23 protein-coding genes are annotated in these 26,969 nt (G+C 54.1%); 18 read left to right on the plus strand and 5 right to left on the minus strand.

Going from position 1 to position 26,969, the window contains the following annotated elements:
- Positions 1-69: 69 nt before the first annotated feature.
- From PVT68_RS16065 to PVT68_RS16105, 9 genes are all read left to right on the plus strand, one after another.
- The gene (locus PVT68_RS16065) at positions 70-522 is read left to right on the plus strand and encodes a hypothetical protein (RefSeq protein ID WP_280319793.1); all 453 of its coding nucleotides are present in this window, start codon (positions 70-72) and stop codon (positions 520-522) included.
- A 21-nt stretch (positions 523-543) separates the two neighbouring features.
- Positions 544-768 carry a hypothetical protein gene (locus PVT68_RS16070; protein ID WP_280319796.1) on the plus strand — a complete coding sequence of 75 codons (225 nt, stop codon included), beginning with the start codon at positions 544-546 and terminating at the stop codon, positions 766-768.
- Positions 769-782: 14 nt separating this feature from the next.
- Entirely contained in the window at positions 783-1,724 is a 942-nt protein-coding gene (locus PVT68_RS16075) for a metallophosphoesterase (RefSeq protein WP_280319799.1), read from the plus strand.
- Positions 1,725-1,757: 33 nt separating this feature from the next.
- Positions 1,758-3,347: a class I SAM-dependent DNA methyltransferase gene (locus PVT68_RS16080; protein WP_280319802.1), complete on the plus strand. Its 1,590-nt coding sequence runs from the start codon at positions 1,758-1,760 to the stop codon at positions 3,345-3,347.
- A 10-nt stretch (positions 3,348-3,357) separates the two neighbouring features.
- On the plus strand, positions 3,358-4,836 hold the full coding sequence (locus tag PVT68_RS16085) for a restriction endonuclease subunit S (RefSeq protein ID WP_280319805.1): 1,479 nt from the start codon (positions 3,358-3,360) through the stop codon (positions 4,834-4,836).
- Positions 4,836-5,939, plus strand: a complete 1,104-nt coding sequence (locus PVT68_RS16090) for a hypothetical protein (RefSeq protein WP_280319808.1) — start codon at positions 4,836-4,838, stop codon at positions 5,937-5,939. Before PVT68_RS16085 ends, PVT68_RS16090 begins: the two co-directional genes overlap by 1 nt.
- Before the next feature lie 44 nt (positions 5,940-5,983).
- Positions 5,984-9,061: a type I restriction endonuclease subunit R gene (locus tag PVT68_RS16095; RefSeq protein ID WP_280319811.1), complete on the plus strand. Its 3,078-nt coding sequence runs from the start codon at positions 5,984-5,986 to the stop codon at positions 9,059-9,061.
- An 80-nt stretch (positions 9,062-9,141) separates the two neighbouring features.
- On the plus strand, positions 9,142-11,385 hold the full coding sequence (locus PVT68_RS16100; RefSeq protein WP_280319813.1) for an McrB family protein: 2,244 nt from the start codon (positions 9,142-9,144) through the stop codon (positions 11,383-11,385).
- A complete protein-coding gene (locus PVT68_RS16105; RefSeq protein ID WP_280319816.1) occupies positions 11,382-13,007 on the plus strand; it encodes a nuclease domain-containing protein in 1,626 nt (541 codons plus the stop codon). Before PVT68_RS16100 ends, PVT68_RS16105 begins: the two co-directional genes overlap by 4 nt.
- A 37-nt stretch (positions 13,008-13,044) precedes the next feature.
- On the opposite strand, the gene PVT68_RS16110 is transcribed toward PVT68_RS16105, so the two are convergent.
- The gene (locus tag PVT68_RS16110) at positions 13,045-14,187 is read right to left on the minus strand and encodes a hypothetical protein (RefSeq protein WP_280319819.1); all 1,143 of its coding nucleotides are present in this window, start codon (positions 14,185-14,187) and stop codon (positions 13,045-13,047) included.
- Positions 14,188-14,485: 298 nt separating this feature from the next.
- Between PVT68_RS16110 and PVT68_RS16115 the strand changes: the two genes are divergently transcribed.
- The 4 genes from PVT68_RS16115 (at position 14,486) to PVT68_RS16130 (ending at position 16,872) form a co-directional block, all read left to right on the plus strand.
- Positions 14,486-14,854 carry a nucleotide pyrophosphohydrolase gene (locus PVT68_RS16115; RefSeq protein ID WP_280319821.1) on the plus strand — a complete coding sequence of 123 codons (369 nt, stop codon included), beginning with the start codon at positions 14,486-14,488 and terminating at the stop codon, positions 14,852-14,854.
- The gene (locus PVT68_RS16120; RefSeq protein WP_280319824.1) at positions 14,841-15,398 is read left to right on the plus strand and encodes a hypothetical protein; all 558 of its coding nucleotides are present in this window, start codon (positions 14,841-14,843) and stop codon (positions 15,396-15,398) included. Before PVT68_RS16115 ends, PVT68_RS16120 begins: the two co-directional genes overlap by 14 nt.
- Before the next feature lie 101 nt (positions 15,399-15,499).
- A complete protein-coding gene (locus tag PVT68_RS16125; RefSeq protein ID WP_280319827.1) occupies positions 15,500-16,396 on the plus strand; it encodes a hypothetical protein in 897 nt (298 codons plus the stop codon).
- 44 nt (positions 16,397-16,440) lie between these two features.
- Positions 16,441-16,872, plus strand: a complete 432-nt coding sequence (locus PVT68_RS16130; protein ID WP_280319830.1) for a hypothetical protein — start codon at positions 16,441-16,443, stop codon at positions 16,870-16,872.
- A 184-nt stretch (positions 16,873-17,056) separates the two neighbouring features.
- On the opposite strand, the gene PVT68_RS16135 is transcribed toward PVT68_RS16130, so the two are convergent.
- Complete coding sequence (locus PVT68_RS16135; RefSeq protein ID WP_280319833.1) at positions 17,057-17,776, minus strand: YebC/PmpR family DNA-binding transcriptional regulator; 720 nt, start codon at positions 17,774-17,776, stop codon at positions 17,057-17,059.
- Positions 17,777-18,117: 341 nt separating this feature from the next.
- Here PVT68_RS16135 and PVT68_RS16140 point away from each other — a divergent pair, with 341 nt between their 5' ends.
- Entirely contained in the window at positions 18,118-19,746 is a 1,629-nt protein-coding gene (locus tag PVT68_RS16140; protein WP_280319836.1) for a carboxylesterase/lipase family protein, read from the plus strand.
- Positions 19,747-19,903: 157 nt separating this feature from the next.
- Here PVT68_RS16140 and PVT68_RS16145 read toward each other — a convergent pair whose 3' ends face one another.
- The 3 genes from PVT68_RS16145 to PVT68_RS16155 are packed head-to-tail and all read right to left on the minus strand — an operon-like array spanning position 19,904 to position 22,447.
- A complete protein-coding gene (locus PVT68_RS16145; RefSeq protein ID WP_280319839.1) occupies positions 19,904-20,833 on the minus strand; it encodes a polysaccharide deacetylase family protein in 930 nt (309 codons plus the stop codon).
- A 4-nt stretch (positions 20,834-20,837) separates the two neighbouring features.
- Positions 20,838-21,749, minus strand: a complete 912-nt coding sequence (locus PVT68_RS16150) for a polysaccharide deacetylase family protein (protein WP_280319841.1) — start codon at positions 21,747-21,749, stop codon at positions 20,838-20,840.
- Positions 21,746-22,447 carry an isochorismatase family protein gene (locus tag PVT68_RS16155; RefSeq protein ID WP_280319844.1) on the minus strand — a complete coding sequence of 234 codons (702 nt, stop codon included), beginning with the start codon at positions 22,445-22,447 and terminating at the stop codon, positions 21,746-21,748. The genes PVT68_RS16150 and PVT68_RS16155 overlap by 4 nt, the downstream gene beginning before the upstream one ends.
- Positions 22,448-22,721: 274 nt before the next feature.
- On the opposite strand from PVT68_RS16155, the gene PVT68_RS16160 reads away from it, so the two are divergent.
- The 4 genes from PVT68_RS16160 to leuD are packed head-to-tail and all read left to right on the plus strand — an operon-like array spanning position 22,722 to position 26,946.
- Complete coding sequence (locus PVT68_RS16160) at positions 22,722-23,921, plus strand: CaiB/BaiF CoA transferase family protein (protein ID WP_280319846.1); 1,200 nt, start codon at positions 22,722-22,724, stop codon at positions 23,919-23,921.
- Positions 23,921-24,847 (plus strand): hydroxymethylglutaryl-CoA lyase, encoded by a 927-nt coding sequence (locus tag PVT68_RS16165; protein WP_280319849.1) that lies wholly within the window; start codon positions 23,921-23,923, stop codon positions 24,845-24,847. Before PVT68_RS16160 ends, PVT68_RS16165 begins: the two co-directional genes overlap by 1 nt.
- A gap of 60 nt (positions 24,848-24,907) precedes the next feature.
- Complete coding sequence (gene leuC, locus PVT68_RS16170; protein ID WP_280319852.1) at positions 24,908-26,326, plus strand: 3-isopropylmalate dehydratase large subunit; 1,419 nt, start codon at positions 24,908-24,910, stop codon at positions 26,324-26,326.
- Positions 26,323-26,946: a 3-isopropylmalate dehydratase small subunit gene (leuD, locus tag PVT68_RS16175; protein ID WP_280319855.1), complete on the plus strand. Its 624-nt coding sequence runs from the start codon at positions 26,323-26,325 to the stop codon at positions 26,944-26,946. Before leuC ends, leuD begins: the two co-directional genes overlap by 4 nt.
- The last annotated feature ends 23 nt before the right edge of the window (positions 26,947-26,969 follow it).

Raw genomic sequence — 26,969 nt, forward strand, 5'->3', positions numbered from 1 at the left:
TTTCGCCGCGCATGTAGCCACCTCAATAATTGAATAAAAATCACCCAAACAGGAAGCCTTCACGCAATCATGGAATTCGCGCAATTACTGAAAGACTTTGGTGTCGATGACGTTTCGGAATTGGAAGCAACGTCACTTGCCTTTGTTCACGAAATCGCCAACACCCTGTTCGAGCCCGGTACGCCGTTTGATGAAAAACTTTCGGACCTGCGAAATATACCGGAGGTATCGGAAAGCATGCTTACCTGCAAGCTGCGCCTGCTGCCGGGAAAAACCCGCAGAGAGGGGCTGCAATACCTTATGCAGCAATGGTATCTCTGGCTCATGTATGAAAAACCGCGCTATGAAGGCATCCAACGCAGCGAAAGCGCCTTTGGCACAGAAGTGAAAATATTTGTTATCGGGCAGGGATCTGGCTGCTCCTTTACCTTCACTATCGTCGACCACGTCGCAGAAGAGGCAGTGGACGATTTTATCGGTGGCTATGGTGCCATCGACAATCCAGCGAAGTTTAAGATCTGACCATCCTGAGAGATTTACACCGTGACATTTATTTACATTGCTCTCGCCATTCTCTGGCTGACCGTAGGCATCCTCGCCATTCGCAATACCGAAGATTTTGATGGCATTACCTGCCTGGATGAAACGCCATTAATCTGGCGCTTAATCATTATTTTATTTGGCCCCGTAATCTTTTTAATTTACGAACGACACCTGTTTTACGCAAAGGCCGAACCCGCCGACGAGCATTTGAACATCAAGCGATAAGGAAAATAACAAGAATGGCAAGTAACAAGTACGACATTATCGGCGATATCCACGGCCACGCTGATGCGTTGATCGAACTGCTGGAAAAGCTCGGCTATTCAGAAACTGAAACCGGCTATGCCCACTCCGAGCGCAAGGTGTTGTTCCTGGGCGACTTTATCGACCGAGGCGAACAGCTCGCCCAGCACCGCAAGCTGCTGAACATCGTCATGAAAATGGTCAGAAATGGCCACGCCAAGGCTATTATGGGCAATCACGAATTCAATGCGCTTGCCTATCACACTCACGTAAATGGCCAGCCACTGCGTCCACATATCGAAAAAAACACCAAACAGCATCAAGCGTTTCTCAACGAATACGACAACGACCCGGAAGCCCGGGCCGAGGTGCTGGACTTCTTCTACACCCTGCCCATGTGGCTGGATCTTGGCGACCTGCGCGCAGTGCATGCCTGTTGGGATGCAAGCCTGATTGAACGGCTCGAAGACAAAATCAACGGCGCATACCTGACTCCCGAATTGATGGAGGAGGCCACCACCAAAGGAACAGACCTGTATTTGGCCGTAGAAACCCTCCTCAAAGGTGTGGAAGTACCACTGCCGAACGGCGTGACGTTCAAAGACAAAAGCGGTCACCCGCGCAGAGAGGTGCGGGTACAGTGGTGGAACCCCGCTGCCACCAGCTTGGGCGAGATCGCGCTGCCCCTGGGCGTGGATATCGGCGAGGCCGCCAATTTGCCGGTAGAGCAGGGTATTCCCTACTATCCCGAACACAGCGCCCCCTGCTTTATCGGCCACTACTGGCTGAAAGGTACTCCCGCACCCCAGGCCACCAATGTGGCCTGCCTGGACTATTCGGTCGCCGCGAGCGAGGGGGAACGTCAACTGGTCGCCTACCGTTTCAACGGTGAGCAAACCCTGAGCAAAGACAACTACGTGTCCGTGCGTCCCACGTAACGCACGACAGCAAAAACCGAGGTAACCGCCACCATGGCCGGAAAAGCAAAAACTGAGAAGAAAGCGCAGGGAGAAAACACCCTCGCCAATATCGAGAAAACCCTGTGGGCCGCCGCCGACAAGCTGCGCGCCAATATGGATGCCGCCGAGTACAAACACGTGGTGCTCGGCCTGATCTTCCTCAAATACATCTCCGACAGCTTCGACGAGTTCCGCCGCGAGCTCACCCAGCGGATTCAGGACCCCAAAGATGAACTCTACTGGGAAGATGCCAGCGCAGAGGATATCGAAGGCGAACTGGAGGACCTCGATCACTACCTGGCCGCCAACGTATTCTGGGTGCCCGCAGAATCCCGCTGGGGCGCCATTCAGTCCCGCGCCCGCGAGGCGGATATCGGCCGCACCATCGACAACGCCATGGCCGCAATCGAAAAGGAGAATTCCAGCCTCAAGGGCATCCTCAATCGCGAATACGGCCGCGAGCGTATGAAACAGGTGCGTTTGGGCGAGCTGATCGACCTCATCGCCACCATCGGCTTCAACGACACCGAGCACCGGGCCAAAGACGTGCTCGGCCATGTGTACGAATACTTTCTCGGCCAGTTCGCCAGTGCCGAGGGCAAGAAGGGCGGCCAGTTCTATACCCCCAAGTCCATCGTCAGCCTGATGGTGGAAATGCTCGAACCCTACAAGGGCCGCGTGTTCGACCCGGCCATGGGCTCCGGCGGCTTCTTTGTGTCCTCGGAGAAATTTATCGAATCCCACGGCGGCAAGCTGGGGGATATCTCCATCTACGGCCAGGAGTCCAACCCCACCACCTGGCGGCTGGCGGCCATGAACATGGCCATCCGCGGCATGGATTTCAACTTCGGCAAAGAGCCCGCCGACAGCTTTCACAACAACCAGCACCCGGACCTGCGCGCCGACTATGTGATGGCCAACCCCCCGTTCAATATCTCCGACTGGGGCGGCGACCAGTTGCAGGGCGACAAGCGCTGGCAGTTCGGCACGCCGCCCGCGGGCAACGCCAACTTCGCCTGGGTACAGCATATGCTGCACCACCTGGCGCCCAACGGCCGCGCCGGTATCGTGCTTGCCAACGGCTCCATGAGTTCCAATACCAATAACGAGGGCACCATCCGCAAAGCGCTGGTGGAGGCAGACCTGGTGGAGTGCATGGTGGCGCTGCCGGGCCAGCTGTTCACCAACACCCAGATCCCCGCCTGTATCTGGTTCCTCGCCCGCAACAAACCGCGTAAGGGCGAAGTGTTGTTTATCGACGCGCGTAACAAGGGGCAAATGGCCAGCCGCGTGCTCAAGACCTTTTCCGATGACGATATCACCGCGATCGCCGAGGTGTACCACCAGTGGCGCAATGGCGATGAGGCCTATGTGGATGTGCCCGGCTTTGTGAAACGCGCGACGGTGGAAGAGATTCGCGGGCACGAGCATGTGCTTACGCCGGGGCGCTATGTGGGGGCTGCGGATGAGGAGGATGATGGGGTGCCGTTTGCAGAAAAGATGGCTACATTGACCTCAAGACTGAAGAAGCAATTTTCCGATAGCACGTTGCTTCAGCGAGAAATAGAGGAAAAACTTGAGGGGCTAGGTTATGAGCTGTGAATGGCCGCTCGTGAGTATCGATGACATTAAAGCGAATTCGAAAAATGCTATCGCAATTGGTCCATTCGGCTCCAGAATGAAAAGCGACTGCTATGTCGAAAGCGGAGTTGCAGTAATCCGTGGAACGAATTTGTCAACTGACCCAGAGTTCGTGGGCGATTTCGTTTATATCACGGAAGAGAAAGCTGATGAACTCGTTGGCTGCAATGTGTATGAGGGAGATTTAGTCTTCCCGCATCGTGGGGCTATTGGTGAAGTGGGTATTGTTTCCGATAAAAGTAGATACGTTTTATCTTCAAGCTTAATGAAGCTCACGTGTAATCTTGAGTTGGCTAATCCACAGTTTATATATTATTTTTTCAAAAGCCGGATTGGCCGTTACGAACTTTTAAAAAACGCTTCCCAAGTTGGGACTCCGGGAATAGGTCAGCCATTATCTTCTTTGAAGAGTATTAAGCTCAGACTGCCCCCATTAGAAATTCAAGAGGAAGTTGCTGCCACGATTGGGCAGTTAAATTCGAAGATATCGCTCAACCGCCGCACAAATCAAACTCTAGAACAAATAGCCCAAACCCTATTTAAAAGCTGGTTTGTAGACTTCGATCCGGTGCGCGCCAAGGTGGCGGTGCGCGAGTATTTCGAGCGGTGCGCTGCGGAGCAGGGCGAGCCAATGCCGTCCTCGGCCGACCTCGAAAAAGCCCAAAACAACGCCGCCGCCGCCACCATCGCCGGACTCACCTTCGATCCCGCCGATATTGACGGCACTCGCAAGTTGCTGGAATCCAAGCTGGCGGGATTGGAGGTGGAGCAGCGGAAGCAGCTAATGGAAACTGCTGCGCTTTTTTCTGGAAAAATAATGGAGCCTGGTAAGGACGAATATCCCGAAGGCTGGAGTTGGGGATACTTGTCTGAAGTTTGCTCCCTTAACTCGACATCTTGGACTAAGAAAAATGCTCCAAATCAAATTTGCTATGTAGATCTCGCGAATACAAAGAATGGTGAAATACATCGGGTTGAGAATTTCAATTGGGAAGATGCTCCGAGCCGAGCAAGGCGTGTTCTTAACCCAGGGGATACAATCGTCGGAACTGTCCGGCCAGGGAATCGCTCCTATGCCAGGATTGGACGTTATAATACTGGGTTAACTGGTAGTACCGGCTTTGCTGTATTGACTCCAAAGGCTCCACATTGGGTAGAGTTTTTGTATGTAGCAGCGACATGTGATGAGGCAATTGAAAGGTTAGCGCATTTGGCCGATGGCGGTGCTTACCCCGCAGTTAAACCCAATGTAGTCGTAGATGCAGAATTAATTATCCCACCTGATTCAGTCGCCGAACGCTTTAGTGCACTTATTAGTCCAATGTTCGAGAGGATAGACACAAACAATCAATCCTCGAAAACCCTTGCTGAACTGAGGGATTTATTGCTTCCAAAACTCCTTTCCGGCGAAATCCAACTAAACCAAGAAGCCCCACAAAAGGCCAGCTAATGTACCAAATCGACAAAACCGCCAATCGTATCTCCCCGTTACAGGAAAAGAAATTTTCCGAACTGGGCTTCCGCGAGCGCGAGCATCTGCAGGAGTGGATCGCCGCCAACCCGGAAGTGCTTGGGGAAGAATTGCTGATTATTCAAAAGGAGTTCGACGGCTTCGACGAAACCCGCGAGCGCCTCGACCTGCTGGCGCTGGACAAGCAGGGCCATCTGGTGGTGATCGAAAACAAGCTGGACGACTCCGGCCGCGACGTCACCTGGCAGGCCCTCAAATACGCCTCCTACTGCGCGGGGCTTACCAAAAGCCAGATCGTCGCCATCTACCAGCAGTACCTGGACAAGTACGAGCAGGGCGACAGCGCCCAGCAGCGGCTGACGGATTTCTTCGACGATATCGAATTCGATGAGCTCACTCTCAACCCCGGCTCCGACCAGCGCATCATTTTTGTTGCCGCCAACTTCCGCCGCGAAGTCACCTCCACCGCCCTGTGGCTGATGGACCACCGCATCCGCATCCAGTGCATCAAGGCAGTACCCTTCGCCATGGGCGACCAGCTGCTGTTGAATCTCGATCAGATTATTCCGGTTAAAGAAGCCGAGGAATATATGATTGGTATCCGAGAAAAGTCGGATGAAATTCGGGTGGAAGGTAGGCAACAGGCAAATCGCGAGGTTGTGCGTAAAAGGTTTTGGGACCAGTTTGTGCCGATGGTTAAGGCAGCAGAACTACCCGTGTTTACCTCCGTTGAACCGAGTGTATCGGCGTTTCTTATACACCACTGCAGCCAGGGCGGCGTCAAGGTGGTGTTGGAGTTACGGAAAGTTGAGGTGCGCGTCAAGCTGGAGTTTAAAGGGAAGGCGGGGATGGAGACCTTTCGGCATTTCGACAAGCTAGCTTTCTCTCAAAGTCTGGGAATGCAATATGAGGAGAAGCAGCTTAATGATAATTTTTATCAGTTCGTTATTGTCGAACCGGTAGATGGCTTTGAAGAAAGTGAGTGGGAGGGAATAAACACGTGGCTACTCGAAACCTTGCGCAAATTAGTCGCGGCGGCTGAGCCGGAGCTAAGAAATATTGGTGTGAATATCGCGTTTTGATCCACGCAGCCAAAAAAACAACAAGATAGTCGTACGGTGTTGTCATGATTAGTGAAGATCAGCTAGAAAACCTCTGCCAGTCCTGGTTCGAAGATATCGGCTACCGGGTAATCAACAACGAAGTTATTGCCCCGGACAGCGATGCGCCGGAGCGCGACGACTGGCAGCAGGTGATTCTGCGCCCGCGCCTGCGCGATGCCATCGCGCGCCTCAACACCTACCTGCCGGAGACCGCGCGGGAAGAGGCGTTTCATATCGTCACCAACCACGACGCGCCGCTACTGGCGTCCGCCAACCGCGGCTTTCACGAACTGTTGGTGAAGGGCGTAAACCTGGATATGGCGGGCAAAGAGGTGACCGAGGGCGTCTTTGTGCGTCTGTTGGACTTCGAAAACCCGGAAAACAACGACTGGCTGGTGGTACGCCAGTTCACCGTAAAGGGTGACCGTACCCGCCGCCCGGATATGGTGGTGTTTGTTAACGGCCTGCCTCTGGCGGTCATTGAGCTCAAAAACCCCGCCGACGAAAAGACCGATATCTGGGCGGCCTATAACCAGATTGAAACCTACAAGGCGCAGATCCGCGACCTGTTCGTGCCCAATGTGACGTCGGTCATTTCCGATGGCCAGGAAGCGCGCATGGGCTCGCTCACCGCCAACGAGGAGCGCTATTTACCCTGGCGGAGTATTACCGGTGCGCGGGATGAGGATGTCGGCAAGCTGGAGTTGGAAGTGCTGGTGCGCGGCCTGTTCTGCAAAGAACACTGGTTGGACTACCTGCGCCACTTCGCCATCTTTGAGGAGCACAAGGGTAAGATCATCAAAAAGATCGCCGGCTATCACCAGTTCTTCGCCGTGCGCGCGGCGGTGGTTAAAGCGATCGAGGCCCATCAACAGCACAGCAACCAGGGCGGTGTGGTGTGGCACACCCAGGGTTCCGGCAAGAGTATTTCCATGTGCTGCTTTGCCGCCAAGCTGGCGGGGCGCCCGGAGCTGGATAACCCCACCCTGGTGGTGGTCACCGATCGCAACGACCTGGATGGTCAGCTCTTCCAGACCTTCAGTGCTGCCAAGTCGCTGCTGACGCAGACCCCGGTACAGGCGGACAGCCGCGACAAACTGCGCAGTCTGCTTTCCTCCCGTGCATCCGGCGGCATCATCTTCACCACCATTCAAAAGTTCGCCCTGCTGGATGGGGAGAGCACTCACCCGGTGCTGAGTGAGCGCAATAATATCCTGGTCATGAGCGACGAGGCCCACCGCAGCCAGTACGGTCTAAAAGCCAAGTTAACCGAATCCGGAAAATACCAGTACGGCTATGCCAAACACCTGCGCGATGCCCTGCCCAACGCGGCCTTTGTGGGCTTCACCGGCACACCCATTGAAACGGAAGACAAAGATACCCGCGCGGTGTTTGGCGATTACATTCATGTGTACGACGTCGAGCAGGCGGTAAAAGACGGCGCGACGGTGCCGATCCACTACGAGTCCCGCCTGGCGAAAGTCGAACTGCGGGAGGATCAGTTGCCGCAGATCGATGCGGTAGTCGACGAAATCACCGAGGGAGACGAAGAGGCAGCCGGCGAGCGCTTTAAAAGCCAATGGGCGGCACTAGCCTCGGTGGTGGGCGCCGAGCCGCGTATCAAGCAGGTGGCGCAGGACCTGGTCACCCACTTTGAGAACCGCCAGGCCGCGCTCCCCGGTAAAGGCATGATCGTATGTATGAGCCGCGCAATCTGCGTGGACATGTACAACGCCATCACCGCACTGCGCCCGGAGTGGCATCACAAAGACCCGGACAACGGCGCTATCAAGGTGGTGATGACCGGCTCCGCTTCCGATCCTGCCGGCTTTCAGCCCCATCTCTACAGCAAGGACGTACTCAAGGACCTGGAAGGGCGGGTGCGGGATCCGGACGACTCTCTGCAACTGGTGATTGTGCGGGATATGTGGCTCACCGGCTTCGACGCACCATGTCTCCATACTTTGTATATCGACAAGCCCATGAAGGGGCACAATCTGATGCAGGCCATCGCTCGAGTGAACCGCGTGTTCGGCGACAAGCCCGGCGGTCTGGTGGTGGACTACATCGGTATCGCGGACGAGTTGAAAGCTGCACTGAAGACCTATACCGCCAGCCACGGTCGCGGCCGCCCCACCATCGACGTGCATGAAGCACTGGCGGTACTGCTGGAGAAGCTGGAAGTGGCGCGTGCATTACTGCACGGCTGTGATTACTCCGAATTCGCGACCCGTCCGCTGGAGCTGATGGCGCCGGTAATGGACTTTGTACTGGGCCAGGAAGACGGCAAGCAGCGCTATTGCGACACGGTCCTCGCAATCAGCAAGGCTTATGCCCTGTGTGGCACCTTGGACGAGGCGGCCGTGCTAAAAGAGGAGGTGGCCTTCCTGCAGGCGATACGCGCGGCTTTAACCAAGCGCAGTCAAACTGAGAGGAAGCTCACCGACACCGAAAAGCAGGCGCGTATGCGTCAGGTATTGAGTAACGCCATCGTATCCGATCGGGTTGTGGATATCTTTGAGGCTGTGGGCCTGGATAAGCCGAACATCGCCATTCTCTCCGATGAATTTATGCAGGAAGTGGCGGGGATGGAGCACCGCAATCTGGCGGTGGAAATCCTAGAACGCCTGCTAATAGGAGAGATTAAATCCCGCAGCGCTTCCAATGTTGTTCAGGCCAAGAAATACTCCGACCGTCTTAAAGACACTTTGGTGAAATACCAGAATCGTTCCGTGCAAACCGCTCAGGTGATCGAAGAACTGATCGCCATGGCCAAGGACTTCCGCGCTGCCGCCAACCGCGGTGAGCAGCTGCGCCTGAGCGACGACGAACTGGCATTCTACGAAGCACTGGAAGCCAACGAGGCGTCGGTGCGGGAACTCGGCGAGGAAATTCTGCGCACCATCGCCATCGAACTCACCCTGCGCCTGCGCAACAGCACCACCGTGGACTGGCAAGTGCGCGAGTCGGTGCGCGCCCGTTTGCGCATTCTGGTGAAACGTATCCTGAAAAAATACAAATATCCACCGGATAAGCAGGAAGAGGCCGTGGATTTGGTGTTGAAGCAGGCTGAAGTGTTGTCTGAGAGATGGAGTACTTGACGGAAAGAGATTTACTAATGGCGAGGAGTAGACTACGCCGTTGTTTCAATTATCTATAAGAATCATAAGGAATATTCGCTTTGTTTGACCTGACGAATGATGAGCAACTGAAACTGGCAATTGCTGCCATCGATCCATTCAAGCGAAGCCCTGACTGGCTGAGAAGCCTTGAACATTCTATTGCCTATGTTCAAGAGGCGGACGAGGCAGAGCGTAGTTCAGAAGCCTTTCACCAACATATCTGGGAAGAAAACCCGGTAAGTGACGTTGGTATGGGTACGGTTAACGTTAGGGGAGCCATTGAGAACGAGTCTTTTCGACGCTGGTTTGCCAGTAGGTCACTACAGGTTCAGAAAAGGGTCGAAGAGGACGGGACGGTCGCTATTTCTGATTTTTACGAAGAGTTAACCAAGGAAATATTGGCGTTTTCCGGTCGAAGGCCTCTGTTGAAAATTATGCGCGTTCTTGCGTTGCTATTTCCTCGTCACTTTACCACGATCGCAGACCTCGGGAAGGCATTGGCGTTTCACCGGGTCATGTTCGGAAAATTAAAAAAACCCGGAGCGGTGAAAAGACATTGGGACGTTCGCCAGCGTATTGATGGTCTGATTGGTGAAACGGACTCTTCGCCAAAAGCTCTGGCGAGACGGATGACGTATGCCTGGATATTGTATGAAAACAATGTGTTGGCCGAATCTGCTGACGAAGAGGTAAGCGAATCAGTTACGTCCGGAACACTAAAGTTGCATCCTCTACCTGCTGCACAGCGTCGCAAGGGGCTTACGGCAATTGGCGGCGGCGTGGGTGCTATCTCCAGTGCGCTCAGTTTCGTTGAAAATGAAGTGACGCGCGAAGAACTGATTGATCATTTGAGATCGGAATTCCCAGACTACAAAGAAAATTCTCTCCGGGTCATCATCAATGTATTGAAAAATGAATTTCATGTCGTTGAAGAGAAGGGTGGCATACTGAAGCCAACTTCGCGTGGAGTGAGTTTTCTCGAAAATGAAGATCCCCAGGAGCTGATCCCGCTACTGCTTACCAGGGTATTGGGCGTAGATCATGTCATTAAGGCACTGGAGCACGGCCCCTTACGCTGGATGGATTTGATCGAGCAGCTTAAACAGGTTAACTCTGGTTGGACTACCAACTATGCCCCGGGAGTGATTCTGAAGTGGTTGCGTGATTTTGATCTACTCAGCATCACCGATGATCGATCGTTGGCACTCACTGAGTCTGGCCAGTCCTGGGTAAAAGTGATTGACTGGGAGCCGGAAAAACTTCGGGTGGAGCAGGAGTTTGAGGAGAAGCTCGATACAGGTATCACCGGGCTGGATATTCACAAGCTCGACCAGGCTGATTTACTGGCGCGGGTTATTGGCGATACGGCTATTTCTTCCAGCCAGGTAAGACAGCTTCACCTGGGCCTTTGGTCCCACAAGCAGCGTCATTTTGCGATTATGGCGGGCCTGTCAGGATCGGGAAAAACCTTCCTGGCCCAGCGTTATGCCAAGGCTCTGGCCCAGGACTTCACCTCAACACCGGAAAAAAACGTGTATATCTTACCGGTGCAACCGGGCTGGTATGACCCATCGCCGTTATTTGGCTATGTTAATCCGCTAATGGCCGACAGTTATGTCCGCCCACCCTTGCTCGATTTTTTTCTGAGGGCCAGTCGCAACCCTGATCAGCCGTTTACCGTAATTCTGGACGAAATGAATCTGTCACACCCGGAGCAGTACTTCGCGCCGGTGTTGTCGGCTATGGAGTCTGGTGATCACTTGCGCCTGCACAATGAGGGCGATGTATTTGATGGTGTACCGGCTCAAATTACCTATCCATCCAATATGGCCTTTATCGGCACTGTCAACATGGATGAAACCACTCATGGTATTTCCGACAAGGTGCTGGACCGGGCCTACACTCTGGAGTTCTGGCAGATCAATCTCGATGAATACCCCAATTGGAACGCCTTCAATTTATCGGAAACCGATGTATCGCGAGCAAAGGAGTGCTTGGGTAGTTTGATGACGGTATTGTCACCAGAGCGGATGCACTTTGGTTGGCGCACGGTGGAAGATGTGCTGTCGTATCTGGAATTGGCAGCCAGGCACCGCGAATTTGATCTGGTTTCCGAGCTCGATAACGTGATCTACGCACGCATACTACCCAAGCTACGTGGATCAGAAAGCCAGCGTCTGCAAAGTACCCTGGATGCCCTGGTCACGGAACTTGCTCGCCTCGGCTTGCGCCGTTGTTGTGACAAGGTGCGCTCGCTCCAGCGTGATCTGATGGATACTGGCATGATGAGGTTTTGGCGTTGAGTAAAGGCCTGGAGGTCTTCGGGGATCAGAATGGCCGTGCAGTTCAGATTGGGACTTTCTCCAAGGGGACTGCGCTCAGCGGTTTCGAGGAAGGTCGGAATTACCTTATCGAAATTCCCGAATTCGGCGATCAACTATATGTGGATGATGCGCCTTTACCGCTAGATCCTCAGGGACGCTACTGGATGTGGTCTCCCGGCTTTTTCTCTGGAGAGGTTCTGCTGGAGCTGGAAGGTAAGAGCGGTAGCGTAAAAGGTACCTTCCGCGCGGATGTGTCAGCGGCAAATCATAAATCGGGGCGTGAACAATTCTTCCAGTATATTGACGATATTATTGCTTATGCTCCCGAGATGGTTACAGGTACCGAGCCGGCAACACACGCACTGGGAGGGAAATCTTCATCACCGCCCTGCGCCTGGATTCGCTACGCGCGCCTTAAGAGCTTCCTGAACCCTTTTGTTGACACGTTGCGACTGATCTGTGACAACCCAATGCAGTGGAACAGCTATCGCAGGGAGCAACTTCCAGTTCATATGGCGCGCAGAGTGGATGTGGCTACCGTGCGCCAACTGGCGAGTAACGGTGAGCTTTTCCGAGCTTTAAGCCATAAAGGTACTGCTGGTGCCGAGGGGACAACTGAGCGATTACCGGATAATCGCCTCAATGTGCCTTTTTATGAAACCAATTTGGATCACCCCGCCACCCGGGTGATTGCTCGCCAGCTAAAGGCTGTTTTGCGGCAGGTATCCTGGCTGATTTCTGAGTTCTCCAAACAGGGCAGCAGTGTATCCTCGGAAACGGAGACCGATATCTCTGCGAGATTGCCCAGGCGGCTTGTTTATCTGGAATCAGTGCGGAAGCACCTTGTCAGACTATCCCGCAGGGAACCTTTCTCCGTAGTCAGCAGCAGAGATCCCGGTGTTGCAGGTATCAACGCCATTGCCGGTAACCCTGAGTACAACCGTGCCCATCGATTGGGTATTCGTTTACTGAGGGATGGCGTATCCGATTTGCAGCAGGACGAACGTCATTACTTACCGCCAACCTGGGAAATATATGAGTCCTGGTGTTTCGTGTCTCTCGCTCAGGCGCTGGAAAAATTACTTCCCGATTTTTCCTGGACTAAGCGGAGAAATGTAAGCTCTGTTGGAATTTTTCTGGAAGGCGAAAGAGAGAACGAAAAATTACGACTATACACACAACTTCGGTGCCCTTCATTAGCGCGAGAAAATAATCTCGGCTACTGCTCCATCAGCCAGGAACGTCGCCCGGATTTGGTGCTGGAATATCGCTATGGTAATCACTCACGCTTCATCTGTCTTGATAGTAAATATACAGCCTCAAAAGGTGGGCTGCTGGCTTCTATGAGCTCCGCTCATATTTATCGGGATTCACTCAAGCTATATGGGGCAGCGCCGATATATTCACTATTACTTGCTCCTCAAGTGCATGAGGCCGGCTTGCTTGCGAAATTTGAATATATCAACACGCACCAAGTCGGTTGCCTGAAATGCTGTGATGAAAACGATGCAGTAGCTGTCGCTCGACAAGCTATACATTGGCTGTTATTCGATAGCGAAGCTGAGTTCGCGAAGGCCAGAAATTTAGAGGCTACGGCATAATGCCGACGCCGATAGTGCTCTACAGATTTCAATATCTTCATTTGCCCGCATCGGAGAATGACAGCAGGTTGGTAGTTAAAGCGTTTAGGTCTCGTGTCAAGTCTGCCATTGGGTCTACGAGCTCGTAGCCTTTCGCAGGTTCTGCCTTGAGTGATTTGAGTGCCGGCCCGAGTCCCAATAGCCAGGTTTTGAATTCGTAAGTGTAAGGCAGCTCCCGGATTAGGATGTGCAGTATTGGAACAGGTGTATGCTGCAAGAATGTGTGCACGGTAAGTGATTGCTTATCTTCTTCCCTGTGAAAACGCATCTCCGAGAGATGAATTGCAACGGGTCCTTCTATAACTAGCTCCAACTGACTTAGCCTGCCCCAGTTTCCGGGAATACGAGGAGCGACATTGGGGCTTTGATACTGGAGCTGAAATTTTGGCTCTACCAACGGGTGACTGTCTATGTCACCAGCGCTTTTAATATCAACTTGAAAGCGATGAAGTGCCATTTCTTCATAACAGTCGGGATTGCTGGCCGTAGCACATGTTAAATAGCTCACCTGTTCGCGGCGTATCATCCATACAGGGAAATAAACCTCTTCTGGGCGGGTTTGGTAATTGGCGGCGAACCCTCGACCTTCCTCCAGGGCACGTATGGCCAACAGTTCCACAAGTCGCATCCTCTCAGGGCTGGCATTGGGGTAGATACCCGGATAGCGCGGCACAAATTTCAATCGGTCAACCAGCGTATCTAGGGTCTGGTCGGATTGGCTGGGCATGATTTGTTTTTCTAGCGCCTCTTGCTCGAAACGAGGCAAAAAGAATCGGTTGAATTTGTCTACCAATAATAAGTGGAAGCGTTTGCTGCGGGGGTTCACCAGGCGCGGTTCTTCTTTCAGCGTATATCGGCGAGCGGTGCCATTTGGTGGCGTGTCGGATTCGATATCAACACAACGTTTCCCGATTGGTTTGCTGCTGTCCACATGCCAGACACCGCCGTGCTCACTGTTGTATCGCCGCACAAAGGTTTCTGCCTGGTCTTTGAATCTACGGGGGTGCTGGGACAGGCTGGATTTCTGGATGATTTTTTTCAGTGCTTGGTTGAGGCGTATCCCGATGTCGTCATCGGCCCGGTATAGCTCCCACAGGAGCATGTACTTTGCCTCGTTATCAAATTCTGCCCTCAGATACATGCTGCCCCCAAAACCTACGATGATGTCCGTAGGTTATCCGCGGATACTGGCGGGGTCAAACAGGGAGATGACATATGGCTCGACAACTTCTACGTGACCCCAAAGGCCAGCTACTGGGCTGGATAGAGCGTGAAGCCTCAAGTGGGTATCTGCTGGCTTACCGAGCAGGTGGCAATGTATTGGGATGGTATATACCCAATTTTGGGCCGGGCGGGCGAACGTTCGATAGTCACGGGCGACCCTTGGGGCAGGGGAACCACCTCAGCAGTTTGTTTTATCGATAATAAGGAGAGGCAGAATGAGCGACGTCATGAGCTTAGATAGTTATCAACAAGCAGTAGACAAATGGATAGAGGGTGTTGGAAGCGACTATTTTGAACCGCTTACCAATGGCTGCATGCTCTCGGAAGAGGTCGGAGAGGTAAATAGATTGCTTTGTCGACAGTTTGGACAGCAACGCTATAAGAGTGGGGAAGAGCCTGAGAACTTTCAGCGCGCTCTCGCAGATGAGCTGGCAGACGTCATGTTTGTTCTTACGTGTATTGCCAATCAGCAAGAAATCGATCTATCAGAAGCTCTGCTGCGTAACTTGCAGAAGAAAAATGCCCGAGATCGCAATCGATACGCCTCTTCTGAAGATAAGGAGGTTGCCCATGCCAGGCGTTGACCAAAAGCCTCTGATTCCGGAGGCCTTTATTTTCCAGAGTATAACTATCCGGGAGGCGGTCGCAGCAGAGTATTGGCGAAAGGACGATAGCCTGGAGGTGATTGTGTACGCACGGCCGGAGAATTGTATTCTCAACGGAAATAGTCCATTGCCAATTTCTAGTGAAAATGAGCTGACATTCGAGCTGATTTTTAATGGTGTTGATGCCTCATACCGGGGCGTATCTACCAGAGGGCATCGGAACCTCCCTGTTTTTGATGATTTTGTCGAAGGGGAAGAGGTTTTATTGATACCAACTATTAGCTCAGAAGAAACTCGACCTTTGGCTGTCCCCTGGTGTCCGAATAAAAAACCAGAAACGGTTCGTATCTATAAACAGATCGGGCTCTGGTATGACGACGAAGGCTACTCAAATCCACCGACCGCCAGTATCTATTGTAAAGAGCAGTTTCATTATGTGAGAAAAGGGAAATCCTTTCACTGTGACTTCCTTTGGGATATTCGTGCGACATCTGCCTATGGATATATTTATCACGATGGCTGAGTAATAATTTTTAGTGGCGGATCTATACCTCTAGCTGGCCGTCGTTGGCTTTGGGTTAGTAGAAGTTTGTTTGAAGTCGATTTGGTTAAATTCTGGAAAACATGAATAGAAACGAGTTTTTAAGTTCTCTCTGTGTAGATGATTTCATTTCTTGGTTGATTGAAAAGGTGCCAACACTGGAATTTGAGTTAAATTTCGCACAAAGCAGGTACGTACCAAGTGGGTTGAATATGACGGTATTGGGGCTCGAAGAAGTTTTATCCAATTACTGTTGGTCTGCTTACTGGGACGCTGAAGGCGGGGAGCGTGTTCGCTCTTCGGATTGGAAAAGTACTCGTAGTTCTCTTGAAAGGCTTAGTCAGTGGATGCAGATGGCTGTTGAGCAAGATGATGATCATTCCTGCTACTTAGCCTGTCTAGCCATTCTTCAATGGGGCGGAGTCAGGGGAGCCAAACCGTTCCTAAAGGGGCTGTATGAGAATGGTGATTTGATTAAATATTTTTCTGAATTGGTGCCGTTATTCGATTTGACGGGGCATCAGAGCTACACCGCGTTAAACTCTGAAAACGTACTACGTTTCGATGCTGGGTTGACAAAAATCCATTCGTTGCTCGATAAGACTGGTTCACCAATTTACGATAGCCGGGTTGGTGCTGCAATGGCAATGTTATACGCACTATATTGCAGTGACCGCGATTCCGATCCTGAACTTCTATGTTTCCCCTCAGGTAGTGCGAGAGGTGACCAAATTAGAAACCCAGCAGCCCTAGGCTATCAGTATGCTCCTCAGTTTTTTACCACCGATGTAACTGATGAAAGTTGGGCGCAATGGCAGCTCAAGTTGGGATGGATTATCCGGGAGACTTTGACTCGATGTAATTGGTTTTCTGGCGAAAATGATCTCAGAGCAAGATGTCATGGCTTTGAAGCTGCTCTTTTTATGATCGGTTATGACCTGAGATGTTTCGAGTGTAATAATGAGTTTGCGCTGGCATAATTTAGTGGCTAATTTTATTAAAAAATGTGTTACGGGGGATGCTTATGGTGCTAAATTTTTCTGATACTACGAGAGGTGGCGGTAACGCCAGAGAGTTTTCTTGCCGAATCGGCGAAGGTGAAGTAAAGATTTTATCTGAATCAGAAATAGAGCATAGATATTCTTATTGTGAAATTTTAGCAGCCATCGGATGGTTAGTAGGTAAGTTTGGCTTTGAGGCATTCCCGCTTGCCAATAATGTGGCAAAGTTGCCCAAAGGCGAAGAAAGGAATGGCCTTGGAAAGTCGCTCTATCTGGTTAAGAAAGATACGAAATTTGCTCAGGGTTCGAGTTACCTGGGAGTGGTTCTTGAGCGTATAGGCGCGTTTGAGTATGTAGAGGGTGGGCCGATTAGCTGGAGAATACATCCAGAAATTAGAGATATTTCGGATGTAATCGAGAAGCTGAATACCCCGAAAATCTTGGAAATCGGCTGAAAGTTTCTTAAGGCTTTCCAGACGGTAATGGTGAAATCTTGAAGTAAAATTCTTGGTCCCGGCTTCTAAAATTAAGGCCCCTTTGGGGCCTTATCTGATTTGTTATACGTTCTGTTTAAAATAGCCTAACCTTGGGAGACGGTCCATTCGATTCCCCGGCGGATACTGATCAGTCGAGTATCAATTACACATTCTCCACATTGTGATAAACCGCCTGCACATCCTCCAGGTCTTCCAGCATATTTATAAACTTCTCAAACAGTGCCACATCGTCACCGGAGATCTCGGTATACGTTTGCGGTACAAACTGAATCTCATCCACTTCAAAGTCGATCTCGCCAAACGCTTCGATCAGCGCCTGCTTGGCTTTGAAGTAATCGGTGTGTGGGGCGAATACGGAGAGTTTGCCGTCTTCGTTTTCGATATCGGTGACATCCACATCCGCTTCCATCAGCGCTTCCAGCACGGCTTCTTCATCGTCGTGCTGGAACACCAGGATCGCCAGGTGATCGAAGCTGTGGCTGACGGAGCCTTCGGTTCCGATCTTGGTTTTGGTTTTGGTGAAGGCCTGGCGCACGTCGCCGAAGGTGCGGTTGGGGTTGTCGGTCAGGCATTCGATGATGGCCATGCAGCCGCCGGGGCCGAAACCTTCGTAGCGGGCGCGGGAGAAGTCTTCGCCGGCACCGCCCTTGGCCTTGTCGATCGCCTTTTCGATCACGTGGGTGGGGACCTGCTCTTTCTTGGCGCGTTCAATCAGGCTGCGCAGGGCCAGGTTGCCGTTGGGGTCGATACCTCCAGACTTCGCGGTCACGTAAATCTCGCGGCCGTAGCGGCTGTAGACCCGGGCTTTCATGTTCGAGGTCTTGGCCATTGAGTCTTTGCGGTTCTGATAGGCTCTGCCCATGGGGTAATGCTCCGGTATCAAAGATAGGGGGCGATTTTAATGGGGACGGCCTAGGCAGCGCAATTTGCTTCAATGTTTTTGGCGACAGTGGGCGCTTTCTGGTATGTCTGGGTAAATTGCCCTCAGGACCTCAGCTCCGGGCGCCTGAGAATATGGGAGTATTTCATTCAGGCAGGTGGGGAACAGATTGCTGGCGTTCAGCGGATATTGAATTGACGGTCACGTTTTCCGTAGCATGGCCTTTATGGTTAGCACGCTGTCTGAGCCGGGATGTGGTGGCAAGTGCACCCATTTATTTAGAAAAAAACCAATACTTTGCGCGTTGATGGGGACTACAGGTTATGAACGCTAAATTGAACATTGGAATAAAAGTGCTTGCTGCAGCGCTGGTTACAGTATTTTTCAGCACTGGATGCGCCCAAAAAATAGGCAATGTTACCGCGTCGGAGGCAACTAATAATGGACCGCTTGTTACTGTTAGCGGTGGTGAATTACAGGGTGCGATGACCGACGGCATTCAGGTGTTCAAGGGGATACCTTATGCGGCGCCCCCGGTAGGCGAAAATCGCTGGCGTGAGCCGCAGTCATTCACCTGGGATGGTGTTCGCGACGCTAAAACCTTTGGCCATGACTGCATGCAAAAGCCGTTTCCGAGTGATGCTGCGCCACTGGGGGAAATCCCTGCGGAAGACTGCCTGTACCTGAATGTGTGGGCCCCAGAGAGCCAGGAAGAACCGGCGCCCGTGGTTATATGGATACATGGGGGCGGTTATGTGAATGGCGGGGCGTCTCCGGCAGTTTATGACGGCGCCGAGTTTGCAAAATCCGGTGTTGTGTTTGTTAGTTTTAATTATCGATTGGGTCGCTTCGGTTTTTTTGCCCACCCGGCACTTAGTGCAGCGGATGAGGGACAGATTGGCAACTATGCCTTTATGGATCAGATAGCCGCGGTTAAATGGGTGAAAAATAACATCGCGGCGTTTAATGGTGATCCGCACCGTATCACTATTATGGGGGAGTCGGCGGGAGGTGGGTCGGTGCACACACTGATGCAAGCGCCTGCCAGCAAAGATCTCATTCAGGGAGCCATCATCATGTCAGGTGGCGGTCGCTCTCTGATGGGAGAGCGCAGTCTGACAGAAGGCACGGAACAGCATCCATCTGCTGAGCAGATCGGGTTGAACTTCGCTGAAGAGCATGGAATTGAAGGAACTGGCCCGGAAACACTGGCGCAAATGCGAGCCCTGTCCGCCAACGATGTACTTGATGGATTGAATCTGACGGCGCTGTTTATGCCATCGAAAGGGAAGCAGACCTATGTTGGTGGTCCCTTGGCAGATGGCAAAATTGTGCTCGGAAGTACTCAGGCCATGGTGGAAAGTGGCCAGGTCGCAAAAGTTCCGGTCCTGGTTGGCACCACCAGCCAGGATATTGGATTCGGCATGGCTCCGGATAAAGAGACGCTATTCGGCGCTTTCGGGCCCTACGCAGAGGAGGCAAGACTGGCCTATGACCCCAATGATTCCCTTCCCCTGCAAATACTGAATTTCATGGTAGGCCAGGATCGTGGTATGCAAGAGCCTGCGCAATATTTCGCAGGAAAAATGACTGGGCTCGGACAGGAGGCCTATGTTTATCGGTTCTCCTATGTGGCGGAGTCTATTCGTGACGGCCAGGGCGCACAGCATGCAAGTGAAATTCCGTTCTTCTTTAAAACCATCGACAAAAAATACGATAGCCTGACGGAAAAAGATAAGACGGCCGCCGAGTTACCTTTTAGCTATGTAGTTAACTTCATCAAGACGGGTAACCCGAATGGAACCGGCCTGCGGCAATGGAAGGCATTTGATCCGAGTCAAAATAATATCCTGGACATTACCATGGACGCCGAAGCTGTCCATGGTACCGATCCATGGAAAGATCGGATGGAAGTAACGAGCAAGTATGCCGGATTGATGGCGAACCGCTGATTTTTGCCAATGGGCATCGAGAGGTTGTGGGTCTCCCTGCAAGCTTAATGTACGAAAAAGGGCCTGATAATTATCAGGCCCTTTTTCGTTCGGATTGCTTGTGTTGCCGATAGGACAATGGCTAAACCAGCCGTCGGCTGTATAGCGACTTCCAGCTTCAGCCTTCACTGCAAGTAAACGTGGAGAGAATTTTCCCTGGCGATACTGACCACACCCCCTGCTGGCGCGTAATGTATTCCAGTGCCTGCTCCAGTTTGGCGATACGGTGGGGCTGACCGAGCATCCAGGGGTGCAGGTTCAGCGCCAGAATACGCCCACCACCGGTCTGCTCCGCTTCTTTCAGTAGAAAGTCGCAGGCGTCGCACACCTGTTCCAGCCACGACTGTTCCGAGTGCTGGTTGTTCATGATGACGAAGTGGTCTTCCAGTTCGTTCGATAGCGGCATCGCCCAGAGTCCGCCGTTGTCGGTGTGGAAGCGGTAGGGCATGTCGTCGTTCACCCAGTCGCAGAAGTACTCTACTCCGTGCTCGACGAGCAGTTCGGGGGTGCGCTCGCTTTCGTTGCGGGCGGGGCTCAGCCAACCGGTAACCGGCTGGCCACTGGCTTCACGCAGGGTACTGAGGCACTCGGCCACCAGCGCGCGCTCTTCGGCTTCATCCTGGCCGCCGTAGTGCAGGGCGTCCATGTGTATGCCATGGGCCAGTATCTCATCGCCGCGGTTGGCAATGGTGCGCAGCAGCGCCGGAGCGCGCTCCGCCAGTGCCGAGTTGATCGCAAAGCTGGGCTTTATGCCGTAGCTGTCGAAGGCTTTGAGGAAACGGTAAATCCCGACCCGGTTGCCGTAGTCGCGCAGACTGAAGTGGCGCAGGTCCGGGTAGGGCATGGTCATACCGCCGGGCGCTGCAAAAGGTTTGCCCTGCTGGTTGAGGGGGAAGAATTGCAGGCACACGTTGACCCACAGGGCCAGGCGCTTGCCGTCCGGCCACTGCACGGCAGGGCGATCGGTGAGCATCGACCAGTCGTAGCGATCGTGGTCCATGCCGTAGCTGCGGCGGGGATATTCTAGGTGTTCTCTATCCAGTGCCATGGCCTCAGCCCTCCTGTGCGGCGATGGCCGCCACAGCGTTGTCGTAGTGGTGCTCGAGGTAATACTCGGCAATTTCCCGCCCGGTGGTCACCCACACGTCGGCGTGCCCGGTGATGTATTCCAGGGCTTCCTCAAAGGCCTTGAGGCGATGGGGGCAGCTCACCTGATAGTTGTGGGTGGGAATGCACATGACGGTGCCATTCTCGGCACCTTCCTGATACAGGCGGTCAAAGTTGTCCTTGAGTATCTGCCCGTAGCGTCGGGGTTCCACCTTGTTTACCACATAGGCGATGGTGTCATTCATCTCCAGGGAGTAGGGCACCGAGACAAAACGTTTGCCGCTGCGAACATTGATCGGGGTGGGCTGATCGTCGTGAAACAGGTCGCAGGTATAAATACCGCCGGCTTCGGCGAACAGGTCGATGGTGTGTTCGGAGTGGGACAGGGCCGGTGCCAGGTAGCCCGCCGGTTTGCGGCCAGTATATTGTTCGATGGTGTGTACCGAGTCCTGGATCATCTCCAGTTCCTGCGCTTCCGACAGGCCGTAGGTGTAGCGGGTGTTGTAAATACCGTGGCTGAAAAATTCCCAGTCCCGTTCCGCGCACATGGCGATGATTTCCGGGTGGTGTTCGCACAGGGCAGTGGACAGGGAAATCGAACCGCGCACCCCGTAGCGATCCAGTACTTCCATCTGGCGCACATGGCCGACGCGGTTGCCGTAGTCGCGGATGCTGTATCCCTGTGTGGCGGGATAGGGTTGTGGCCAGGCCTTGCGGTGTGGATTCGCAGGTGGGTTCAGTTCGTAAAATTCGATATTGGGCGCGACCCAGAAGGCCACGCGAGCGCCGTTCGGCCAGGTGATTTTGGGGCGGCCTTCCCAGGGCCAGTAATCGTAGAGTCCGGGGTCGGCTTTCATACGGTGGTCTCCGCCAGCGCTTCCTCGAGGTTCGCTTTGTGGCTGTCGAGCCAGTCGAACACTTCCCGCACTTCCAGCACGTCCGCATATTTGATTGCGAGATCGGTGAGATTCGCGAAGTGATAGGACTCGTGTTTGTCTGCGACGCACTCTTCCGGAACGATGGTGCGATAGCCACGGGACAGGGAGTCCACCGCGGTGGCGCGGATGCAGCCGGAGGTGGAGCCGCCGGTGATGATTACCGTGTCTACCTTGTGCCACACACACAGGGACTGCAGCTGGGTTTCAAAAAATGCTGAGGGCATTTTCTTGCAGTAAATCACGTCGCGCTCGCGATCGATGTGCAGGCGATCGTCGAATTCGCTGCGTTCGGAGCCGAACTTGATGTTTTGCAGGGAATCGGGGGTGTCAGTGCGGGTGCCCCAGATACCGCAGTCTTCGCCAGATTCCATATAGGCGACGTGGGTCCAGACCACCGGCCAGCCCAGCGCGCGGAATTTTTTCGCCAGGGTATCCACGTATTCCATCTGGCGCGGATCGGTTTCGTAGGCGGTCTTGAACAGGTCGGTGCGGGTGTAGGCTTTTTGTGGGTCGACGTTGACCAGGACGGCCTTGTCACCAAAACCGAAGCGGGCCCGGCTCGGGTTGGCTTTCAGTTCGGCATAGATCTCGCGGGCCGTCTTGTTGCTGCTTTCCATGGTGGCTCCCCTTGTGTTTTTTTGTGTCTTTCTTTTGGTTTTCTTGTTTGCTTTTTCTTGCGGTTTTTTGCGTTTTCTTCTTGCGTTTTTCTTTTCGTTGTTTTCCTGGATGGCCCTGCTGTCGGCAGGCGCAACTGGACGATCTCCATTCGCTCTTGCCATTCATTTGATATATAAGTATAACAATAAAACAATTCTGCCGGCATCGGCAAGCGGACCCTTGGTTCCGGCTGTCCCGGCTTTCCTGTCAACAGTACGTAAGTGGCGCACGAAAATGAACAATACGCTCCAGGGGGTGCGAATCCTCGATCTCACGCACATGCTGTCTGGTCCCTACGGGGGCATGATCCTGGCGGATCTGGGTGCGGAAACCATCAAGGTCGAACCTCTGCATGGGGAGGGTACCCGCAAGTTGCTGGCGACAGACCCTTCGAATTCTCTCGGCGGCATGGGGGCCTATTTCATCACGCTTAACCGTAACAAGAAAAGTGTCGCCATTGACCTCAAGACCGAGGCTGGTCTCGCCCAGTTCTACAAACTGGTGGAGGTGTCGGATATCGTACTCAGCAACTTCGGTGCCGGCGTGCCCGAGCGCCTTGGTATCGATTACGACACCCTGTGCAAGGTCAATCCCCGCATCATCACCTGTACCGTGTCCGGCTTCGGCTCGGATGGCCCCGGCCATAAGCGCCCGGCCTTTGATCAGGTGGCTCAGGCGTCTGGTGGAGGCATGTCCATTACCGGTACCGATCCGGAGCATCCGGTGCGCGCGGGCATTCCCATTGGCGACCTCGGCGGCGGCATGTTTGGAGTAATGGGGATTCTCGCCGCGCTGTACGAGCGCGAGCGCAGCGGTCGCGGCCAGCATGTGGATATCTCCATGCTCGATTGCCAGATTTCCCTGCTGAACTACATGGCCACCATGCATTTCCTGTCCGGGGAGAATCCGCACCCGATCGGCAACTCGCACTTCGTACACGTGCCTTACAACACCTTCCGCTGCGCCGACGGGTTTGTCGTCATCGCGGTGATTACCGATAACTTCTGGCAAAACCTGAAAGAAGTGGTGCCCTGTGCGGAATTTGACGATCCCGCCCTTGATGGGCAGCCCGGCCGTTGGGCCGCGCGGGACATGATCAACCAGAAACTGAACGAGATTCTCAGCACCAACACCTGCGAGTACTGGCTGGCGCTACTGGAGCAAAAACGCATTCCCTGTGCACCGGTCAATAGTTTCAGTCAGGCACTGTCGGATCCCCAGGTATTGCACCGCAAAATGGTGGTGGACCTGAAGCACCCGGATGGCACGAGTACCCGCGGACCGGGCAACCCGATCAAGCTTTCGCGCACCGGTGACGACGAGTACAGCCCGGCACCGCTGTTGGGGCAGCATACCTGCGAAGTATTCACTTCCCTGCTGGGCTACAGCGAGGAAGAAGTTGCACAAATGCAGCGTGATGGAGTCATTGCCTGATGGATGGGAAGGTTATTGTCAACGAGGTTGGTCCGCGGGACGGTCTGCAGAACCAGCCCAAAATACTCAGCGTCGCCGAACGTGTGCAGTTGGTGGAGGCGCTTGCGGCGGCAGGGGTGAATCATATTGAGGTCGGTGCATTTGTGTCACCGAAGGCGGTGCCGGCGATGGCCGGTACAGACCAAGTGATGACCGCGCTGTCATCCCTGCAGGGTATTTCTCTGAGTGCCCTGATTCCCAACCTGCGCGGCTATGAACTGGCGCGCGCCGCCGGTGTGGAGACCGTTGCCATGGTGTTGTACGCCAGTGATGGCATGGCGCAGCGCAATGTGAAAATGACCCGGGCGGAGGCGGAAGCGGATGCCGCGACCATCATTGCCCGTGCGGCGGAAGACGGTGCGCGGGTGATCGCCACCATCGCGGTGGCGTTTTCCTGTCCCTTTGATGGTCCCACCGATCCTCTGGTGGTGCGGGATATTGCCCAGCGTTTTGTCGCGCAGGGGGCCGAACGGGTGGTGATTGCGGATTCCATCGGTGCCGGCAATCCGCTGCAGGTACGCCAGTTAATGGATCCACTGGTGGCGAGCCTGGGAGCCGAGCGCCTCGGTTGCCACTTTCACGATACCCGGGCCATGGGGCTGGCCAATGTATTCGCCGCACTGGAATCCGGTGTGCGTTATTTCGATGCGTCCATTGGCGGCCTGGGCGGCTGTCCTTTCGCGCCGGGAGCAACGGGAAATGTGGCTACGGAAGATGTCGTAATGATGTTGGAGCAGATGGGGGTGAGCACGGGAATTGATCTCGACGCCCTGATGCGCGCGTCAGAATTGTCTGAAGTCCTCACCGGCACCGCGCCCGGTGGCCGCGCCAAAAGCTGGTTGAAACCCTGGCTGGAGAGGCGCCGATTGGCCGTTGGTGTCGCGTGATGGTTGTGATGGCTGGCGGTTCGGGCCTCAAGGCATACTGGCGGGAGTAGAGTGCGCAAAATGGCGAAAACACTGTTTGAAAAGTTGTGGTCCGATCATGAAATCCAGCAGTTGGAAGACGGCGATTCACTGATTTATATCGATCGGGTGTTCCTGCATGAGCGCACTGGCTCGGTGGCCCTGGAAAGTCTGTCCAGCGATGGTCGCGCAGTAAGAACCCCAGGGCGTGTGTTCTGCAGTATGGACCATATTGTCGACACCCTGCCGGGGCGAGGGGACGACACTCTGGTGCCGGCGGGCAAGGCGTTTATCCAGTCTACGCGTCAGGCATCGCGCCAGGCCGGTATTCACCTGTTTGATGTCAATGATTTCGATCAGGGCATCGTGCACGTCATTTCGCCGGAGCTGGGCATCGTCCAGCCGGGATGCACACTGGTCTGCCCGGACAGTCATACCTGTTCCCAGGGGGCGTTGGGTGCGTTGGCCTGGGGTATCGGTTCCAGTCAGGCGGAACATGCGATGGCCACCAATACGCTGGTGGTAAAAAAGCCGCGCAGTATGCGGGTTAACTTCCATGGAACACTGTCGCCGGGGGTGACCGCCAAGGATCTGATCCTGCACCTGATCGCGCGTTATGGCGCGGCGGGTGGTTCCGGTTACGCGATTGAATTTGCCGGTGAGGTGATTCGCAATCTGGACGTCGAGGCTCGCCTGACGCTGTGCAATATGGCGGTCGAGTTTTCCGCATTTACCGCCGTGATCGCTCCGGATCAGAAAACCATCGACTATCTGCAGGGACGGCGCTATGCGCCGAGTGGTGATAACTGGGGTGCTGCGCTGGATTACTGGTGCAGTCTGCACTCCGATCCTGGAGCCACTTTCGATCGGGAAATCGACATCGACTGCAGCGAGCTTGCGCCCTGTGTGACCTGGGGTACCAGTCCGCAACACGCCTGTGAAATTACCGGGAAGGTGCCGGATATCGCCCCCGGAGCCGGTGATACCGATCATGCAACATGGCGTCGCGCCTACGAGTACATGGGGGTGCAGGCGGGGCAGCCACTGCGGTCTCTGGCCATCGACGCCGCGTTTATCGGCTCCTGTACCAACAGCCGTATCAGCGACCTGCGGCAAGCGGCTGCGGTGTTGAGCGGTCGCCGGGTGGCAGAAGGCGTGCGTGCGATCTGTGTTCCTGGTTCCCAGGGGGTCAAGCGCCAGGCGGAAGCGGAGGGACTGGACCGCATTTTTATGGACGCGGGATTTGAATGGCGTGAGCCTGGCTGTTCCATGTGCTTTTTTGCCGGTGGTGAAAGTTTCGGTTTTCGCCAGCGAATTGCCACCAGCACCAACCGCAATTTCGAGGGGCGCCAGGGGCCGGAATCCCGCTCGCATCTGGCGAGCCCGGCCACAGTGGCGGCATCGGCGATCGCCGGCCACCTGGCGGATCCGAGGGACTATTTAGAAGGAAAGCCGGCGTGAAGAAATTTCAGATCCATCGTGGCGTGGCTGCGCCCCTGCTGCGAGTGAATGTGGACACCGACGCGATCATTCCATCCCGCGAAATGAAATTGGTCTCCAAAAAAGGACTCAGTGAAGGCCTGTTCGCCGGCTGGCGTTACACGGAAGTGGGTGGCCGTACGCCAACTGCGGATTTTGTCTTGAACCGGCCCGAATACGTCGGGGCCAGTATTTTACTTTCGGGACCAAATTTTGGTTGTGGCTCTTCCCGTGAGCACGCGGTATGGGCACTGTCGGAATTCGGTATCCGGGCCATCGTAGCACCGAGCTTCGGGGTAATTTTTCAGGGCAACTGCGAGCGCAACGGTATTTTACCGGTCGTGCTGGATGAAGCGGTAGTGCGTTCCATTGCCGAGCAGGTGGAGGAAGACCCTCAGCAGTGTCAGGTCACCATCGATCTGGAGCATCAGCAGCTGCTCGACCCACGGGGAAGGCAGCATCGATTCGAGATTGCCCGTTCAAGCCGCGAGATGTTGCTGAACGGACTGGATCAGATTGGCCTGACCTTGAACCGGTTGGAAGCGATTGAAAAGTTCGAAGAAAAACTGCGCGCGCGTCGTCCCTGGCTGTTCGAGTTTTAAAGACACAACGCCGCGAACCGGCT

The sequence above is a fragment of the Microbulbifer bruguierae genome (genome assembly GCF_029869925.1).
GTDB classification, from domain to species: domain Bacteria; phylum Pseudomonadota; class Gammaproteobacteria; order Pseudomonadales; family Cellvibrionaceae; genus Microbulbifer; species Microbulbifer bruguierae.